The sequence below is a fragment of the Kitasatospora sp. NPDC032757 genome (assembly GCF_055579305.1).
Window position 1 is genome coordinate 113,275 of the sequence record NZ_JBVINN010000010.1, and the last position, 14,901, is coordinate 128,175.

16 protein-coding genes are annotated in these 14,901 nt (G+C 71.6%); 7 read left to right on the forward strand and 9 right to left on the reverse strand.

The annotated features are described in order from the left end of the window. Positions 1 to 8: 8 nt before the first annotated feature. From ACZ5WK_RS15055 to ACZ5WK_RS15085, 7 genes are all read right to left on the reverse strand, one after another. Entirely contained in the window at positions 9 to 542 is a 534-nt protein-coding gene (locus tag ACZ5WK_RS15055) for a DUF6197 family protein (protein WP_465547755.1), read from the reverse strand. Between the two features lie 23 nt (positions 543 to 565). After that, positions 566 to 763 carry a hypothetical protein gene (locus tag ACZ5WK_RS15060; protein WP_465547756.1) on the reverse strand — a complete coding sequence of 66 codons (198 nt, stop codon included), beginning with the start codon at positions 761 to 763 and terminating at the stop codon, positions 566 to 568. A gap of 12 nt (positions 764 to 775) precedes the next feature. Next, positions 776 to 1,468, reverse strand: a complete 693-nt coding sequence (locus tag ACZ5WK_RS15065) for a DUF2637 domain-containing protein (protein WP_465547757.1) — start codon at positions 1,466 to 1,468, stop codon at positions 776 to 778. A 79-nt stretch (positions 1,469 to 1,547) separates the two neighbouring features. Then, positions 1,548 to 1,712 (reverse strand): hypothetical protein, encoded by a 165-nt coding sequence (locus ACZ5WK_RS15070; protein WP_465547758.1) that lies wholly within the window; start codon positions 1,710 to 1,712, stop codon positions 1,548 to 1,550. Between the two features lie 184 nt (positions 1,713 to 1,896). After that, positions 1,897 to 2,109 (reverse strand): hypothetical protein, encoded by a 213-nt coding sequence (locus tag ACZ5WK_RS15075; protein ID WP_465547759.1) that lies wholly within the window; start codon positions 2,107 to 2,109, stop codon positions 1,897 to 1,899. Between the two features lie 80 nt (positions 2,110 to 2,189). Further along, positions 2,190 to 3,581 (reverse strand): FtsK/SpoIIIE domain-containing protein, encoded by a 1,392-nt coding sequence (locus ACZ5WK_RS15080; RefSeq protein WP_465547760.1) that lies wholly within the window; start codon positions 3,579 to 3,581, stop codon positions 2,190 to 2,192. 5 nt (positions 3,582 to 3,586) lie between these two features. Continuing rightward, a complete protein-coding gene (locus ACZ5WK_RS15085) occupies positions 3,587 to 3,943 on the reverse strand; it encodes an SCO3933 family regulatory protein (protein ID WP_465547761.1) in 357 nt (118 codons plus the stop codon). 220 nt (positions 3,944 to 4,163) lie between these two features. Between ACZ5WK_RS15085 and ACZ5WK_RS15090 the strand changes: the two genes are divergently transcribed. Continuing rightward, the gene (locus ACZ5WK_RS15090) at positions 4,164 to 4,952 is read left to right on the forward strand and encodes a GntR family transcriptional regulator (RefSeq protein WP_465547813.1); all 789 of its coding nucleotides are present in this window, start codon (positions 4,164 to 4,166) and stop codon (positions 4,950 to 4,952) included. Positions 4,953 to 4,954: 2 nt separating this feature from the next. Beyond that, a complete protein-coding gene (locus ACZ5WK_RS15095) occupies positions 4,955 to 5,713 on the forward strand; it encodes a glycosyltransferase family 2 protein (protein ID WP_465547763.1) in 759 nt (252 codons plus the stop codon). A gap of 56 nt (positions 5,714 to 5,769) precedes the next feature. Here ACZ5WK_RS15095 and ACZ5WK_RS15100 read toward each other — a convergent pair whose 3' ends face one another. After that, entirely contained in the window at positions 5,770 to 6,342 is a 573-nt protein-coding gene (locus ACZ5WK_RS15100; protein WP_465547764.1) for a hypothetical protein, read from the reverse strand. Between the two features lie 600 nt (positions 6,343 to 6,942). Here ACZ5WK_RS15100 and ACZ5WK_RS15105 point away from each other — a divergent pair. The 3 genes from ACZ5WK_RS15105 to ACZ5WK_RS15115 all read left to right on the forward strand — a co-directional run bounded on the left by ACZ5WK_RS15105 (position 6,943) and on the right by ACZ5WK_RS15115 (position 9,771). After that, positions 6,943 to 7,845, forward strand: coding sequence for an SLATT domain-containing protein (locus ACZ5WK_RS15105; protein ID WP_465547765.1), 903 nt, complete (start codon positions 6,943 to 6,945; stop codon positions 7,843 to 7,845). 672 nt (positions 7,846 to 8,517) lie between these two features. Then, a complete protein-coding gene (locus ACZ5WK_RS15110) occupies positions 8,518 to 8,712 on the forward strand; it encodes a hypothetical protein (protein ID WP_405365706.1) in 195 nt (64 codons plus the stop codon). 432 nt (positions 8,713 to 9,144) lie between these two features. Next, positions 9,145 to 9,771, forward strand: coding sequence for a ScbR family autoregulator-binding transcription factor (locus ACZ5WK_RS15115; protein ID WP_396324011.1), 627 nt, complete (start codon positions 9,145 to 9,147; stop codon positions 9,769 to 9,771). A gap of 44 nt (positions 9,772 to 9,815) precedes the next feature. On the opposite strand, the gene ACZ5WK_RS15120 is transcribed toward ACZ5WK_RS15115, so the two are convergent. Then, a complete protein-coding gene (locus ACZ5WK_RS15120) occupies positions 9,816 to 12,707 on the reverse strand; it encodes a helix-turn-helix transcriptional regulator (RefSeq protein WP_465547766.1) in 2,892 nt (963 codons plus the stop codon). Positions 12,708 to 12,853: 146 nt separating this feature from the next. Here ACZ5WK_RS15120 and ACZ5WK_RS15125 point away from each other — a divergent pair, with 146 nt between their 5' ends. After that, positions 12,854 to 13,246, forward strand: a complete 393-nt coding sequence (locus ACZ5WK_RS15125; RefSeq protein WP_465547767.1) for a nuclear transport factor 2 family protein — start codon at positions 12,854 to 12,856, stop codon at positions 13,244 to 13,246. Positions 13,247 to 13,389: 143 nt separating this feature from the next. Further along, positions 13,390 to 14,820 (forward strand): MFS transporter, encoded by a 1,431-nt coding sequence (locus ACZ5WK_RS15130; protein ID WP_465547768.1) that lies wholly within the window; start codon positions 13,390 to 13,392, stop codon positions 14,818 to 14,820. Positions 14,821 to 14,901 lie beyond the last annotated feature (81 nt).

Sequence of the window (14,901 nt, forward strand, 5' to 3'; positions counted from 1 at the left end):
CGGGGAGGTCAGAGGCCCAGCGACTGAGCGCGGGCGGCGGCGCGGTCGAGCAGGTGGTGGATGTCGGCCTGCCGGGTGGTGGAGCGGTCGTTGAACTCGTCCGGGGAGTTCACGGGGCGTCCGGTGGCGTGCAGGACCTCCATGAGCTGGACCCGGGCGGTCTGGACGGTGGCCGGCGTGCCGTAGCCGTGAACGAGGACGGCGGTCTGGGCGCCGAGGAGGCAGACGCGGCCGGCGGAGTCCCACATGGCGCCCTGGAGCCAGCCGACGGCGGTGATGTATCGGGAGGCGAGCCGCAGGTGGTCGGCAGCGGTGACCGGGACCGGGCGGGCCGGGCGCCGGGTGAGCCGGTCGAGCAGGGTGGCGTGCGGGAGCGGGTAGCCGGCGTTCCAGGGCTGGACGGTGGAGCCGAGGGGCGAGACGTACGGGACAGGGACGCGGACCGGGGTGGGCAGCGTGGCCAAGTACGCCTCGATCTCGGCGACGAGGCCGGAACCGTCGGCCGTCACCAAGGGCGGCAGGCTCAGGAGTTTGGTGTTCATGAGGAACTCTCCTGTGGGGATGGCTACTTGGTGCCGGTCTTGTTGATGACGTTCACGCCGTCGCGGGTGGTGTTGTCGATCAGCGGGGCGGCCGAGGACCCGGCGAGGTAGAAGCCGAGGAGGACGAGTGCGGCGACGGCCCACCAGCGCAGGCGGAGGTTCCGCACGATGAACCAGGCGACGAGGGCGAGCACGGGCAGGAGGGGCAGCGAGATGTTCATCAGGCCGTTCCTTTAGGCGAGTTCGGCAACGAGGGCCGAGGCGAGCGGGTCTTTGATGCCGAGCCGGGTGCGGAGCGTGGCGGCGTCGATCGGGTTGCCGGTGCGGGTGCGGTGGTCGTCGGCGACCTTGCGGGCGTGATCGAGGAGGAAGGACGGGACGGCCGGAGCCGCAGCGGGAACCGGGACCGGGGTCGGGTCCGGCGTGGGAGCCGGGGCGATCTCCGGGATGGGCGGCGGCGGAAGGACCGGGGTCGGCTCGGTCACCGGCTCGACGTCCGCGGAGTAGAGCGGCAGGTCGTCGACCTCGGTGTCGTCCTGCTCCGGAGCGGCATCCGGGATGGATTCGGCGGTCGAGTGGGCCAGCAGGGTGCCGCCGAGGAACGCGGCGGCGGGCCAGCCGGCGACGAGTACGCGGAGCCAAGCCGGAGCGTCGGCGAGGTCGAGCAGGCCGGCGGTGCCGATGTTCGCGCCGAGCGAGGCGGCCAGCGCGATGACGAACCAGCACCAGGCGAGCCGGACCGAGGCCCCGGAACGCAGTCGACGCCAGGCGGCGACGAGCAGCAGATCGACGGACACCGGGTAGGCCCACGACTTCCAACCGGTCTGGCCGGCCGCCTCGGCAAGGTCGTGCAAGTGAGCGAAGGAGAGTGCGGCGGCGATCACCGCTTGCGCCAGGACGGCGTCCAGCTTGGGGAGTCGGCGCATGTCGGTTCACCTCCAGTTCGATGGGATGGGAGACCGGGCGGGGCCGGTTGGCTGGCCGCCCGGGCTCGGTGGACGGGCTCTACTGGGCGTTGCTCGGACGGCGGGACGCAGTGATGTAGAGCCGCTGCTGACCGGGGGTGCGCGTCGGGTACTCCCTGACCTCGTGCACGCTCCAAAGGCGGCACAGGTCGGCGACCACCAGGTGCACGTTGTTGACGTCGCAGATCACGCGAATCTGGATCACTGCGGGACCCCCAACGTAATTCCCGTGCCGAGGCAGTCGAGGCACGTGGCCTCCTGTTCGGCGATCTGGCGCCGGCGCGGACCACGGCCGGCATAGACGGTCTCGGTGGTCTGGCCGGTGCCCTCGCAGGGCTGGCAGGGCGCGGGCTTGGGCGCCGTCTGGCGCTTGCGGGCGGCCACCGGGGTCACCGGGCGTTGCGCTGGGCGCGATCGGCGGCGGCGCGGGCGTCCCGGGCCACCTCGGCGGCGTCGCGGTCGTCGGGGTTGGCCTTGGTGATGCGCTCCAGCAGATCGGCCTTCTCGGCCAGCAGCGGGCCGGAGTCGGCGCGGCGGTCGGCGTTGGCCTTGAGGCGGCCGATGAAGGCGCCGATCTCGGAAATGGACGGCTTGCGGGACATGGGCGTTCTCCTTCTGGTCGAGGCATGGCGGGGGTAGGGAATTGGCGCGAAGCGGTCGCGCCGACCGTGGGCGGGGGGAGCTACTCGGCGGCCGGGAGCGGAGCGAAGACCGGCGGGGCGGTGGGCTGAGGCGGGATGATGGGCACCACCGGCGGGCGGAAGGCCGCGAGGCGCGGCAGGTCCGGCACCAGGTGGGCGAAGTTCGCGCAGCGCTCAGCGATCTCGGCGAGCGAGCGGAAGGGCGTGCGGATCTCGGACCAGCGGCCGGAGGTGTCGGCGGCGACGGCCATGCCGGGCATGTCGGGGCTGATCCGAGTGGCGGCCGTCATGGCGGCCTCGGAGATGTCACCGAGCCCCATCTTCGCCGTCTCCAGGTCGTTGACCCGGTGGACGGTGCGGCCGGTGAGCTGGGAACGGAGCAGGGTGGCACCCTTGCCGAGTTCGGAGCCGAAGCGCTGGCCCGAGATCTCCAAGAAGATGCCGGCGGCGCGGGCGAGTTGGGCGAGCCGGATGAGCGCGGTGACGATCTGGTTCCGGCGTTCCTCGTCGGCCTTGCTCGCGACCAGGAAGAGTTCGGCGATCTCGTCCACCAGGACGATGACGGGCACCGGCCGGACCTTCGCCGGCAGGCCCCAGATGTCGGCGGTCAGTTCCTCGGCAGCGACCGAGCCGGGCACACCCTGATAGGCGCGGATCAGGTCGTACCGGTCGTCCATCTCGACCAGCAGCGCCAGCAGCAGGCCGAGCGCCTCACCCTGGTCGGTGGCCAGGGCAGACAGCCGCGGGGCGAAGGGTCGCTGTTCCACGCCACGCTTGCAGTCGATGCCCACCAGGGCGACCGGCTGCGAGGCAAGGCCATGGATCAGGTTCCGGGTGAACATCGACTTGCCCGACTGGTTGGCGCCGAGGTTCAGCCCGTTCGGCGACTGCCGGAAGTCCCGGTGGTGGATGGTGCCGTCAGCCCGGAGAGCGACCGGGACCCTCAGCAGGCGGGCGGCCTTGGCGTTGGCCCGGCGGGGCAGGCGGACGTTCTGCAACACGTCGAAGCCGACGATCCGCAGATCCACCACACCGGGCTTGACCTCCGAGGCGTACACCGCGTGGACGCCCCAGGCGTGCCGCAGACGCTCAGTGGCGTTCACCACGTCGGCCGTCTCCTGGCCACGGGCGAGCCGCAGCCGCAACCGAAGCCCGGTCGAACTGGCCGTGATGCTGCGGACCTTGGGCATCGCGGGCCGCGCGGGCCGGTTGGTGGCCGAGGAGGCCATGGCCCGCCAGAACGAGGGCTCCACCGTGAGGCCGCAGGCCTCCATCACGTTCTCGTAGTCGCTCCGGATGCGGTGGACGGTCAGCGGCAGGCCGACAGTCGCCCAGTACGTGCGGGGCATCCTGGCCCTCGCGTAGAGGGCTCCGGAGCCGAGGACCGCAGCGGGGGCGCCCAGCTCCAGGAGCGTCGTCGTCAGGGCGTCCATGGCGGTCAGGCGCCGGCGCCGGCGAGCGCCGGGGCGGCGGTGACGGTCACGGCGTCGGCCCGGAAGGCGATGCCGGAGCGCTTCTGACCGTTGAACTCGTTCTCCCACGGCCGCGCGATCAGCCGGGTGAGGCTGACCAGCATGCCGGGGGCGAGCCCGTCCGGAATGCCCGGCTGCGGGACGGTCAGGGACAGGATGTCGGCCTCACCGTTGGCCACGAAGGTGACGTCCAGGGTGACCAGCGGCGCGCCGGTCTCGGTGTCCATGGCCATCTCGCCGGTGCGGCGGTCCTTGAGCTTCGGGCGGGGCGCCTGGGCGACCATCACCAGCGCGGCGGTCGTGTCGACGGGGATGAAGCGCATGAGCTGGGCTCCTTCATCTGGCACCGAGGGGATTCGTCAGTCCTCGGAGCAGCCTCACCACGGCAGATACCGGGTGTCATCAGCACCTCCTGAGATCTTGTCTTCAAGTCCTCATTAGGAGTTGCTGCTTCCATGACTATGACGGCTCATCAGCTAGTCGTCAACACCTCTTTAGGACTTAGGATGAGCGGGAGACCACGACAGGACGGTGACCAGCACCATGGCCAACCAGTACGAGCGGATTGCAGCCGATCTCAGGCGCCGGATCGACACCGGCGAGCTGGCCCCGGGCGACCGGCTGCCGGCCGAGACCGCGCTTGCGGACCAGTACCGGGTGAGCGTTCCGACCGTCCGCCAGGGCGTGGGCGTGCTCCAGGGCGAAGGACTGGTGGAGAAGCAGCACGGCCGTGGGACCTTCGTCCGCCGGCAGCCGACCAAGGTGAAGCGCGACAACCAGCGCCACCAGTGGGAGAAGGATCGTGCCCGCGAGTCGGAGACCGAGCGTCTGAAGACCGGCGCCACCGAGCACGACACCGGGCTGACGGTGAACGACCTCGTGTTCTCCGCACAGTACGAGAAGGTGCCGGCGAACGCCGACCTGGCCGCCGCGTTCGGCATCCCCGAGGGGACCATGCTGCTGGAGCGGACCTACCGCACCCGGTACAGCGAGGAGCACGCGCCGTTCAACGTGGCCCGGTCCTACCTCGTGCTCGACATGATCGCGGGGAACCCCGACCTGCTCCGCGAGGACCAGGAGCCGTGGCCGGGCGGGACGCAGAACCAGCTGCACACCGTCGGCATCGAGTTGGACCGGATCGTGGAGACCTTCCGGGCCCGGCCGCCGACGCCCGAGGAGACCGAAGAACTCGGCCTGCTGGTAGGTGTGTCGGTGATCGTTCTCCGGAAGACTTGCATCGACACGACGGACCGCGTCGTGGAGGTCTCCGATGTCGTACTGCCCGGCGACCGTACCGAGATGGTCTACACGACCAAGCTGAACAGGTGGTGAGCATGACCAACCTCGTTACCGTCATCACGGCGGTCCACGGGCCGAGTGCCGAATACCTTGCCGACGCCTACAAGTCGCTGCTGGACCAGGACATGCCGGACGGCTGGGACTGGCAGTGGGTGATCCAGGAGGACGGCGAGACGGACGACGTCGCCCCGCACGTCCCGGACGACGCGCGGATCAGCTTTGGCCAGGGCCGGCACGGGCGTGCGGGCATGGCGCGCACGATGGGGCTCTCCCGCGCCGTCGGGCAGTTCGTGAAGGTGCTCGACGCCGACGACATGTTGCCGCCCGGGACGCTGGCCCGGGACCTTGTCGTCCTCACGAGCCGGCCGGACGTGGCGTGGACGACATCCCGCGTGCTCGACCTGCTTCCGGACGGGAGCACGGTGGGCTTCGACCAGGACCCGCCAGCAGGGCCGATCGAGCGCGGCGAGGTGCTGGAGCACTGGAAGGCCCACGACTTCCGCGCCCAGGTGCACCCGGCGACGCTGTGTGTGCGGCGGGACCTGTTGCTCGCGCTCGGCGGGTGGATGGCACTTCCGGCGTCCGAGGACACTGGGCTGCTGCTGGCGCTCAACGCGGTCAGCCGCGGGTGGTTCGTCGCGGGCACCGGGCTCCTGTACCGGAAGTGGCCCGGGCAGAGCACCCACCAGGCGGCGCACAGCCAGGAGATCGAGCGGGCCGCGCGCATGGCGGTCGTCCAGGCCCGGGCAGAGGCTCTGCTGGCACTGGAGAACTGGCGGATCGACGCAGGTTGAGCGTGATGCGGCAGGATCGGCCCCGGCAGCTTGCTGGGGCCGTTTGCTGCCCGGGCTCAGGTGCGGTCAGGCGACCCGTCGGCGGCCCGAGCGCCGGGCAGGAGAAGCCCACGGGCGGTGTGCTGATCACCCTCGAAGCGGCCCCGGACGCCCAGGTCGGTGCGAGCGGCTTCATGGAACCGGTTGATTGCCTTGAACACCTCAGTGTGCAAGGCCCGCCACTCGGCAAGGGTGCCGTCGACCATCCCTCGTGCCTGCCAGCCGATCGCAGCCAGGGTCTCCTGGATCGAGTGCGCCGCCTCGATCACGTCGTCGCCGGCGAGCAGCATGACCCGTTCGAAGGCCTTGGCTTGATCCCCGCCGGCTTCGGTGAGCTCCATCGACAGCTCGTGCTCGGTACGAGGCATCTGCCGGATCTCTTCCCGGACCTCGTACAGGAGGACCGAGATGTGGATCGTGGTCCGGACCTGCCCGACGTAGTCGGCGTAGGCGTCCAACTTCTTCTCGTCCCAGCGGAGCCGCAGCCCGTCCTTGCGCCGGCTCCGTTCCATCAGGCTGTTCGTCAGGTACGTCGTGAGCCCACCGAGAACCACGGCCGCAATGGTCACAAGCTGGGTGATCGTATCCATGGCCCCCGCGCAAGATGGTGAAGAACCGTCAGTTCAGAGCTTGCCGATCATAGGCGGCCGGCGGGCCAAGGAGCAGGGGCGGAGGAGGTAAGGAGGGTGGGGTGATGAGGGGAGGAGGGGTGCGTAAAACTCTTCTCTACGGGTTCAAGGGCGCGCGTTGCGCGCCAGGGCGCAGGCCTTGCCGCTCGCCTCGCCCCCTGTCTTCGCCCGGGGCGGGCGGCGGCCGGCCGCGCCAGGCGTCGGACCGAAGGGGATGGGTGCAGGCCACTGCTGGCCGTGGCTGGTGACGGGCTCCTCCACGGTTTTACCCACCTCCCTGGCCCGGGACCCGCGTCGAGCAAGAACGGGGGGCCACTCGGCCAGATTGCGGGCAGGCGAGAAGCCTGCCCGATTCGCGGGTGAGCTTACGGCCCCCCGATCATGCTCGACCCCAAACCAGACAGGACACCGGCCAAAACCGCTCCGCCGCCCGTAAGCGGGAACAGCTGCGGCAGCTGAGTTCGATCCGGGAGGAACCGGGAGCGAAGCGAGCTTCCGGAACGAGCGGACATAGCTACACCTGGACGCAAGGAATCTACCTAAAAGCGCCCGGGAAGACCCGTGGACTGGCAGAATCATCCGAACAGTGGGAAGACCTATGTTTGTGGGGATGGAAACCTGATGCCGGAATCGATGGATGCCTCAGGAGTAGTGGATGCGACGGACGCCCTGATTCAGCATCGGCGCGAGGTAGCCAATCTCCGTCAGCGAATTAAGAATCGACGCTGGCAGGTTGCCGCCCTCTTTGGAATTCCTTTGCTATTTACTCTCACCATTCTATTCTGGGCCACGATCGGATTCTTCTGGCTAGGCAGGCGCAATCCCGGCGAAGTCAATGGCATGCTTGGCGGAATTCTCGTGGCACTTCTGATCAGCTTTATTCCGCTGGCGAACATGGAGTTCAATTCAAGCTGGAACGGCTGGGACGATCGCAGAGCAGCGGTAAGCGACCTTAAGCTCGACCTGGAGCTTGCCGAGGAACGCAGGATTCTTGAGGCAAGGCGGCTCACGCCGTCTACCGTTGATCGTCGGGCGTCATACAAGGAGCGAATCCCCAGTGAAGTGGTTAGACTCCGAAAGGAGTCTCGCTACTATCGGCGCGTCCATCTCTATTTGCAGTGGGTGATCTTCACTGGATCCGCAGCAGTCTCTGCAGTCACTGCATGGTACGACCCTCCCCAGCCAGGAAAGGGGGTGCTGATCGCCCTGGGATTTACCATCACGGTAATTACGGCCGTGATTGGATATTTCAAGCCACGGGAGCGAGCTTTCAACTTGCAGCAAACTGCCGACAGTATGGAGCAGCACGTCATTGCGCTCGAACTGGGAATTTTTCCATATGGCCGAGATGACGAACAAAGCCTGGAGAGCTTTGCCACTACTGTTGAAGCTCTGCGGGCCGACCAGCGCATGCGTGAGCAGCAGCTAGAACAGTCCCATCAAGGCCAGGCCGAGGTGATCTAGTCAGGCCGAATCAAGGCTGGCTCTCGGTGGTGGTTGGCACAGTGGCGTTGCTGGTCGGCAGGGAGACTCTACGGCAGCAGGCGTCTGCTGCCACGCGGAGCTGAGTGTCTAACTGCGCTACAACGAGCGCGCACTACGGCGAACAGTCACGGACATTCAGGGACCGTCTGGGCAGGTCAGCGGCACTGCTCACCAAGGTCAGGCAAGCGCCCATGTTGCTTCGGGACGAAGAGGCCGTGGGTTCAAATCCCGCCACCCCGACCCAGTAGTACGAATCAGGGCCCTGCCGGAGAAATCCGGTAGGGCCCTGATTCGTTGTGCGTGACCACCTGCGTGACCAAGCCTCAGGGGATCCTGCGCGAACAGGTCGTCCATGACGGTCGCTCGGGTCCGGATCACCGGGCGGCTCTGCTTCCGGTGGACCTCCTCCGTCACGGCGGCGCAGGAGTGGCCGACCGGTCGGGAGATCTCCCCCACGGGCACGCCCTCGCAGGGAGCAGGGCCGCCCCGTCCGGAACACGTGGCCCAGGTCGGTGCCCGCAGTTCCGACAGCGTCACCTGGCCGTGGAGATTCCACCACACGCACGGCAGCGTGCGGCCGATACCAGGGCCCAGGCTCTACCGTCGACGTAGTTCGGTTCCCGTACGACCCAACAGACGTCGGAGTTCGGCATGGCCAGCTATGAAGCACACGCCCAGGCTGCGAGCGACATCTTGGCGCGGATCAAGCTCACCGGGATGCAAGCCACCAACGAACTGCGCGCACAAGTCGCACAGGTCGAAGCCCTGCTGGCGCTCGCCGCAGCCGTGGCCGGCCGCCGGACGGAAGCTCCATACCCGCCCCACGGGACCACCGACTCCCGCTGACACGAGCCGCCGCCGTCTGGCACGGGCGCGTGCGACAGCGCCCCCGCGTGACCGACTGCGCTACGACGACCCCGGGCTTCGGCGTACGTCCATGGACGCCCGCGGTCTGTCCGTGCAGGTCATCGACGCTCCCCCTCCACCTCGCCCGACCACCCGAGTTGCTTCGGCACCGCAGACGTTCCCGCGATCGAGGCCGTCCGCCCGGTGCCGCAACCGGTCGGCTCCTGACGTTCGCGAGCCGACGGCGTTCGCGGGCACAGCCCGCCCGGTCACTTCGCGTCAGCCCGGGCCCGCACGCGCACCGGTGTCTCCGCCAGGGCGGCGGCTGCCAACTGGTCGGCATTCGCTGGCCGGCGCCCGCGTTGGTGGTGCTCCGGGGGCGAATAACATTGAGGTCGTTCTTTTTTGTCTGTTGGACCTTGGGAGCCACCGGTGGCGAGAGCCCAGCAGGACCGGGCCGTACGCACGCGCGAGACGATTCTGCGGGCCGCCGCCCACGTCTTCGACGAGTTCGGGTTCAACGGGTCGAGCGTCAGCCGGATCATCGCCAGGGCGGGGACCACGCAGGGGGCGATGTACTTCCATTTCAGATCCAAGGAGGAGCTGGCCAAGGCGGTCATCGACGAGCAGGCGTCGGACCTCGAACTCCCGACGGAGGCGACCGGGTTGGGCCAGCTCGTCGCCCTGAACCTCTATCTGGCCGATGAGTTGAAGGCGAACGTACTGCTGCGCGCGGGCGTGACGCTCGCCGTCGAGCAGGGGCAGCTCGGGCTGCGCGAATTCGGACCGTACGAGATGTGGGCGGACCAGTTCCGCGCGGAGCTGGAGGCCGCGCGGCAGGCGGGCGAGCTGCTGCCCGGCGTCGATGTGGCGGAGGTCGCGCAGCTCCTGGTCGCGGCGTACACCGGCTCACAGATCATGTCCCACCTGCGGAGCGACCGGGCCGACCTGCCGGAGCGGATCGTCCGGCTCTGGTGGTACCTGCTGCCCGGCATCGCCACCGCGCCCACCGTGGCATCGCTGCGGGCCACCCTCGCCGCGCACGCGAACCGGGCCTGAGCCGAGGAGCCGGCGGCCCCCCGGCCCCTCGGGTCGGTGCCGCCTCAGAACAGCGCCGGGAGGTCCGTCCGGGAGGCGATCCCGAGCTTGGGGTAGGCCTTGTAGAGGTGGTGGCCGACGGTGCGGGGGCTGAGGAAGAGCTGTGCCGCGATGTCGCGGTTGGTGAGGCCCCGGGCGGCGAGCCTGGCGATCTGGAGCTCCTGCGGGGTGAGCGCGGTGAGCGCGCCCGCGGGGGCGTCGGCCGGGGCGGGGGCGCTGGTGCCGGTGGCGGTGAGTTCGGTGCGGGCGCGGTCGGCCCAGGGGCGGGCGCCGAGGAGTTCGAAGGTCTCCAGGGCGGCGCGCAGGTGCGGGCGGGCGTCGGTGCGGCGGCGTTCGCGGCGCAGCCACTCGCCGTAGAGGAGCGCGGTGCGGGCCTGCTCGAACGGGCGGTGGGTGCCGTCGTGCAGGTCGAGGGCGGCGAGGTAGGCGGATTCGGCGAGTTCGTCCGGGCCGAGCAGGGCCTGGCAGCGCAGTCGTAGCGCCTCGGCCCACGGCACGCCGGCGGCGCGGGCCCAGCGGGCGAACCGCTCGTACGGGCCGGCGGCACGCTCGGGGGTGCCGAGGCGGACGGCGGCCTCGACCAGGTCGGGGACGGCCCGGGTGCCGCTGACGTGGTGCCGGTAGGGGCCGGTGGTGAGGGCCTGGAGCCGGTCGGCGGCGTCACCGGCCCGGCCGTGGCCGAGGTCGAGCAGGCCGAGCGCCCACTGGGCCCACGGTTCGCCGGGGGCGGGGGCGGCGGTGCCCGCCGCGCTGCCGGCCGGCGTGGTCGTGGTCGGCGTGGTCGTGGTCGGCGTCGTCGTGGTCGGCGTCGTCGTGGTCAGCGCAGTCGCCGTCCGTGCCTTCGTGGTGAGCGTCGTGGTGTGCTCCGCGTCGCCGGCGAGCGCGGCCAGGCAGGCGAGCAGGGCGCTGAGCTGGCTGACCCACTGGTGCTGCCCGGTGTCGCGGGCGAGGGCGAGCGCCTCGGTGGCGGTGACCTCGGCGTCGCGGTGGCGGCCGTGGAACAACTCGGCCTCGGCGAGGAAGAACTGGAGCGTGGGCAGCACGCCGACGGTGCCCTTGGCGCGGGCCTCGGCGACGAGTTCGGCGGCGAGTTCGACGGTTTCGGCGTCGCGGCCGAGGATCAGCGTCGCGCCACAGAGCTGGACCAGGTCGCTCGGGGTCTCGGCGCCCGCCCGGCGGGCCGCCGCCGCGGTGTCCCGGGCCGCGGGCAGCGGCACGGCGGGGCGTCCGAGGGCGGGCAGGACGGCGGCGGGCAGGTGCCGGGCGAGCGGGGTGAGCGGGTCGTCCTCCGGGAGTTCGGCCAGGACGACGGCGAGCCGGTCCAGGACGGCGACCACCGGCTCCTCGCCCGCGTACCAGGCGGCGTGGAAGGCCTGGAACAGCATCCGGGCGGCGTGCGGCGGCTCGATGCCGGTGCCGGCGGCGTCCAGCAGCAGGCGGTAGGCGGTGGGGTAGGAGCCGCGCCAGAAGTGCGCGGTGGCCCGGACGTGGTCGAGCAGGGCGTGCGCGAAGACGTTGTCGGTCCGGGCGCCGGCCCGTTCGGCGAGCGCCTCGGCCTGCTCCAACTTGCCTTCCTCGGTGGCGGCTTCGGCGGCCAGGACGAGGCGACGGGTGGCGCCGTCGCGGTCGGGGGTGAGGCGGGCGGCGCGCTCGTACGCGGCGGCGGCGCCGCCGTGTCCGCCACGGGCCTCGGCGCGGAGGGCGGTGCGTTCCAGCGCGTCGGCGAGTTCGGCGTCCGGTGCGGTCGCGGCGAGGGCCAGGTGCCAGGTCCGGCGGTCGCCGTCCTCCAGCGCCTCGCCGAGAGCGCGGTGAACCGTCAACCTCTGTTGCAGTGGAGCGCGTTGCAGGATGGCGGCGCGCAGCAGCGGGTGCCGGAAGGCGAGCCGGCGCTCCGCGTCCACGGCCACCAGGCCCGACTCCTCGGCGGGGGCGAGGTGTTCGGCGGTCGCGCCGAGGGTGGCCGCCGCCGCGAGGACGACGTCGAGGTCGCCGTTCTCCTCGGCGGCGGCGACCAGCAGCAGGTTCTGGGTGGCCGGTGGCAGGCCGGTGACCTGGCCGTGGAAGGCGATCTGCAGGCGGCTGGTGAGCGGCAGCGCACCGCGGGCGGAGTCGGCGGACTCCTCGACGGTGGCAGGCAGTTCGGTGAGTGCCAGCGGGTTGCCGGCGGCCTCGGCGAGCAGTCGGCGGCGGACTCCGCCCGCTAGCCCCGATGCCGCTCGGGCGTCGAGGAGTTGCGCGGCCGCCGGCTCGGCGAGGCCGGCGAGCCGGAGTTCGGGCAGGCCCGCGAGCGGCAGGGCGCCGCCCCCGGGGCCCGTCGCACCCCCGGGGCCCGCCGAACCCCCGGCACCCCCGCGACCCGCGGCACCCCCCGGCGCGCCCGCGTCGCGAACGGCGAGCAGCAGGGCGACGCCCTCCGCCTGGAGCCGACGGGCGGCGAGAAGCAGCGCGTCCAGCGAGGCCCGGTCCAGCCACTGCACATCGTCCACGATGCACAACAGCGGCTGTTCGGCGGCCAGTTCGGCGAGCAGCCCGAGGGTGGCGAGCCCGGTGAGCAGCCGGTCGCCGGGCGCACCGGCGGGCGCCGCGTCGTCGCTCAGGCCGAACGCGCCTTCCAGGGAGCGCCGTTGCGGTCCGGGCAGCGCGGAGAGCCGGTCCAGGCCGGGTGCGAGCAGCAGACTCAGGCCGGCGAACGGGAGTTCGGCCTCGTACTCGACGCCCGTGGCCCGGACCACGCGGAACGCGTCGCCGGCCGCTGCCGCCGCGTACTCCAGCAACGCGGTCTTGCCGATGCCCGGCTCGCCGCGCAGCACCAGCACCCCGCTGCGGCCGTCCCGCGCCCCGTCGAGCAGCGCCTCGACGACGGCCTGCTCCTGTTCCCGCCCGTAGAGCATCCCCATCCTCCGACCCTACTGGCGCGACCTACCTACGTCCTTGCGCGTCCCTGTACCTATCCGTGACAGATTCGCCCGCCGCCCGCCGTCCGTACCTTCATGACCAGCGGGAACGACCCGCCGAACAGCCCAGCGGAACACGGGAGAAGACCATGACCGACATCCGGCAGACCACCGTCCAGGCGACCGACCTCCAGCAGCTCGCCGAGCGCTACCTCGCCGTCTGGAACGAGACCGACCCGGCCGCCCGCCGCAAGCTGATCGACGAGGCGTGGGCCGAGGACGGCAGCTACACCGACCCGCTGGCCGCCGTCACCGGCCGGGACGGCGTGGACGCCCTGATCGGTGCCGCCCAGGCGCAGTTCCCCGGCCTGGAGTTCACCCTCGGCGCGGTCGACGCGCACCACGACATCGCCCGCTTCACCTGGAACCTCGGGCCGGCCGGCGAGGAGCCGCTGGTGATCGGGTTCGACGTCCTGGTGGCCGGCCCGGACGGCCGGATCGCCTCGGTGTTCGGCTTCCTGGACCGCGTCCCGGGCGCCTGAGCCGGCGCCGGGAAAGTCGCACCCCGCACGACCGGGCCCCGGGCCGGACCGACCGCAGAGCCGGCCCGGCCACCGGGCCACCGAGCCGCACGGGCGGGCCCGCCCCCGGGCCCGCCCCGCCGCCCCCGTGAGGAGCACCCCAGATGAGCACCGCCCTGCCCACCCGTACGGCCGCCCCGAAGGCCCGGCAGGCCCCCGCCGGGACGGGATCCTCCACCCGGGGCCTGCTGCCGGTGGTCCTGACCGCCACCTTCATGACCGCCCTCGACGTCTTCGTCGTCAATGTCGCCGTTCCCTCCGTCCAGGCCGACCTGGGCGCCGGGCCCTCGGCCGTCCAGTGGGTGATCGCCGGCTTCAGCCTGGCGCTCGCGGCCGGCCTGATCACCGCCGGCCGGCTGGGCGACCGCTACGGCCGGCGCCGGGTGTTCGCCCTCGGCCTGGCCCTGTTCACGCTGGCCTCGGCCGGCTGCGGCCTGGCCCCGACGGCGGCCGCCCTGGTCGGCGCCCGGGTCGCCCAGGGCCTGGCGGCGGCGCTGATGGGTCCGCAGGTGCTGGCGATCCTGCGGACGGCGTTCAGCGGCGCGGCGCAGGCCCGGGCGTTCGCGATGTACGGGCTGACGATGGGCGTCGGCGCGGTGTTCGGCCAGCTGATCGGCGGGGTGCTGATCCGGGCGGACCTCTTCGGGCTGGACTGGCGCACTTGCTTCCTGATCAACCTGCCGGTCGGCCTGGCCGCCCTGGCGCTGGTCCGCCGCTGCCTGCCGGAGTCCCGCGCGCCGCAGCGGCCCGGTCTGGACCCGGTGGGCGTGCTGCTGGTCACCGTCGCACTGACCGGCCTGGTGCTGCCGCTGATCCAGGGCCGCGAGCAGGGCTGGCCGCTCTGGACCTGGCTCTGCCTGGGCGGCTCCGTCGCGCTGCTCGCCGCCTTCGCGGTGCACCAGCACCGCTCCCGCGCCACCGGCTCGCCGCTGGTCGACACCCGGCTGTTCCGGACCCGCTCGTTCGCCGCCGGGCTGCTCGCCCAGCTCGCCTTCTGGCTCGGCCAGTCGTCGTTCTTCCTGGTGCTCGCCCTCTACCTGCAGCCCGGCCGGGGCCTGGACGCGCTGGGCGCGGGTCTGGTCTTCACCGCGATCGGCGTCGGCTACCTGCTCACCTCGACCACCGCGCACCGCGTCGCCGCCCGCCTCGGCCGCCAGGCGGTCGCGCTCGGCGGTCTGCTGATGGCGGCCGGGCTGGGCCTGCTCGGCCTCGCCGTGCACGCCGCCGGGACGACCGGCAGCGTCTGGTGGCTGGCGCCGGGCCTCTTCGTGGACGGTCTCGGCATGGGCCTGGTGATCGCGCCGGTGACCTCCGTGGTGCTGGCCGGGGTGGAGCCGCAGCTGGCCGGGTCGGCGGCGGGGGTGGTGGCCACCGTCCAGCAGGTCGCGGGCTCGCTCGGGATCGCACTGATCGGCATCGTCTACTACGGCGCCGCCGACCCGGCCGTCGCCTTCGGCCGGAGCCTGGCGGTGCTGACGGTGCTGGAGCTGCTGCTGGCGGGTCTGGTGCAGCTGCTGCCCCGCCGGGCGGCCTGAGGGCCGGACGGACGAGACCGCCGCACCGCCGGGTAGGCCGAGGGCCGGACGGACGAGACCGCGGAGCCGTCGGCCGGGCCG

Coding starts and splice junctions, on each gene's coding strand:
- ACZ5WK_RS15130 (WP_465547768.1), top strand. CDS start 13,390: ATGAGCACCGCCCTGCCCACCCGTACGGCCGCCCCGAAGGCCCGGCAG.
- ACZ5WK_RS15100 (WP_465547764.1), bottom strand. CDS start 6,342: ATGGATACGATCACCCAGCTTGTGACCATTGCGGCCGTGGTTCTCGGT.
- ACZ5WK_RS15095 (WP_465547763.1), top strand. CDS start 4,955: ATGACCAACCTCGTTACCGTCATCACGGCGGTCCACGGGCCGAGTGCC.
- ACZ5WK_RS15090 (WP_465547813.1), top strand. CDS start 4,164: ATGGCCAACCAGTACGAGCGGATTGCAGCCGATCTCAGGCGCCGGATC.
- ACZ5WK_RS15060 (WP_465547756.1), bottom strand. CDS start 763: ATGAACATCTCGCTGCCCCTCCTGCCCGTGCTCGCCCTCGTCGCCTGG.
- ACZ5WK_RS15065 (WP_465547757.1), bottom strand. CDS start 1,468: ATGCGCCGACTCCCCAAGCTGGACGCCGTCCTGGCGCAAGCGGTGATC.
- ACZ5WK_RS15120 (WP_465547766.1), bottom strand. CDS start 12,707: ATGGGGATGCTCTACGGGCGGGAACAGGAGCAGGCCGTCGTCGAGGCG.
- ACZ5WK_RS15055 (WP_465547755.1), bottom strand. CDS start 542: ATGAACACCAAACTCCTGAGCCTGCCGCCCTTGGTGACGGCCGACGGT.
- ACZ5WK_RS15085 (WP_465547761.1), bottom strand. CDS start 3,943: ATGCGCTTCATCCCCGTCGACACGACCGCCGCGCTGGTGATGGTCGCC.
- ACZ5WK_RS15080 (WP_465547760.1), bottom strand. CDS start 3,581: ATGGACGCCCTGACGACGACGCTCCTGGAGCTGGGCGCCCCCGCTGCG.
- ACZ5WK_RS15125 (WP_465547767.1), top strand. CDS start 12,854: ATGACCGACATCCGGCAGACCACCGTCCAGGCGACCGACCTCCAGCAG.
- ACZ5WK_RS15110 (WP_405365706.1), top strand. CDS start 8,518: ATGGCCAGCTATGAAGCACACGCCCAGGCTGCGAGCGACATCTTGGCG.
- ACZ5WK_RS15075 (WP_465547759.1), bottom strand. CDS start 2,109: ATGTCCCGCAAGCCGTCCATTTCCGAGATCGGCGCCTTCATCGGCCGC.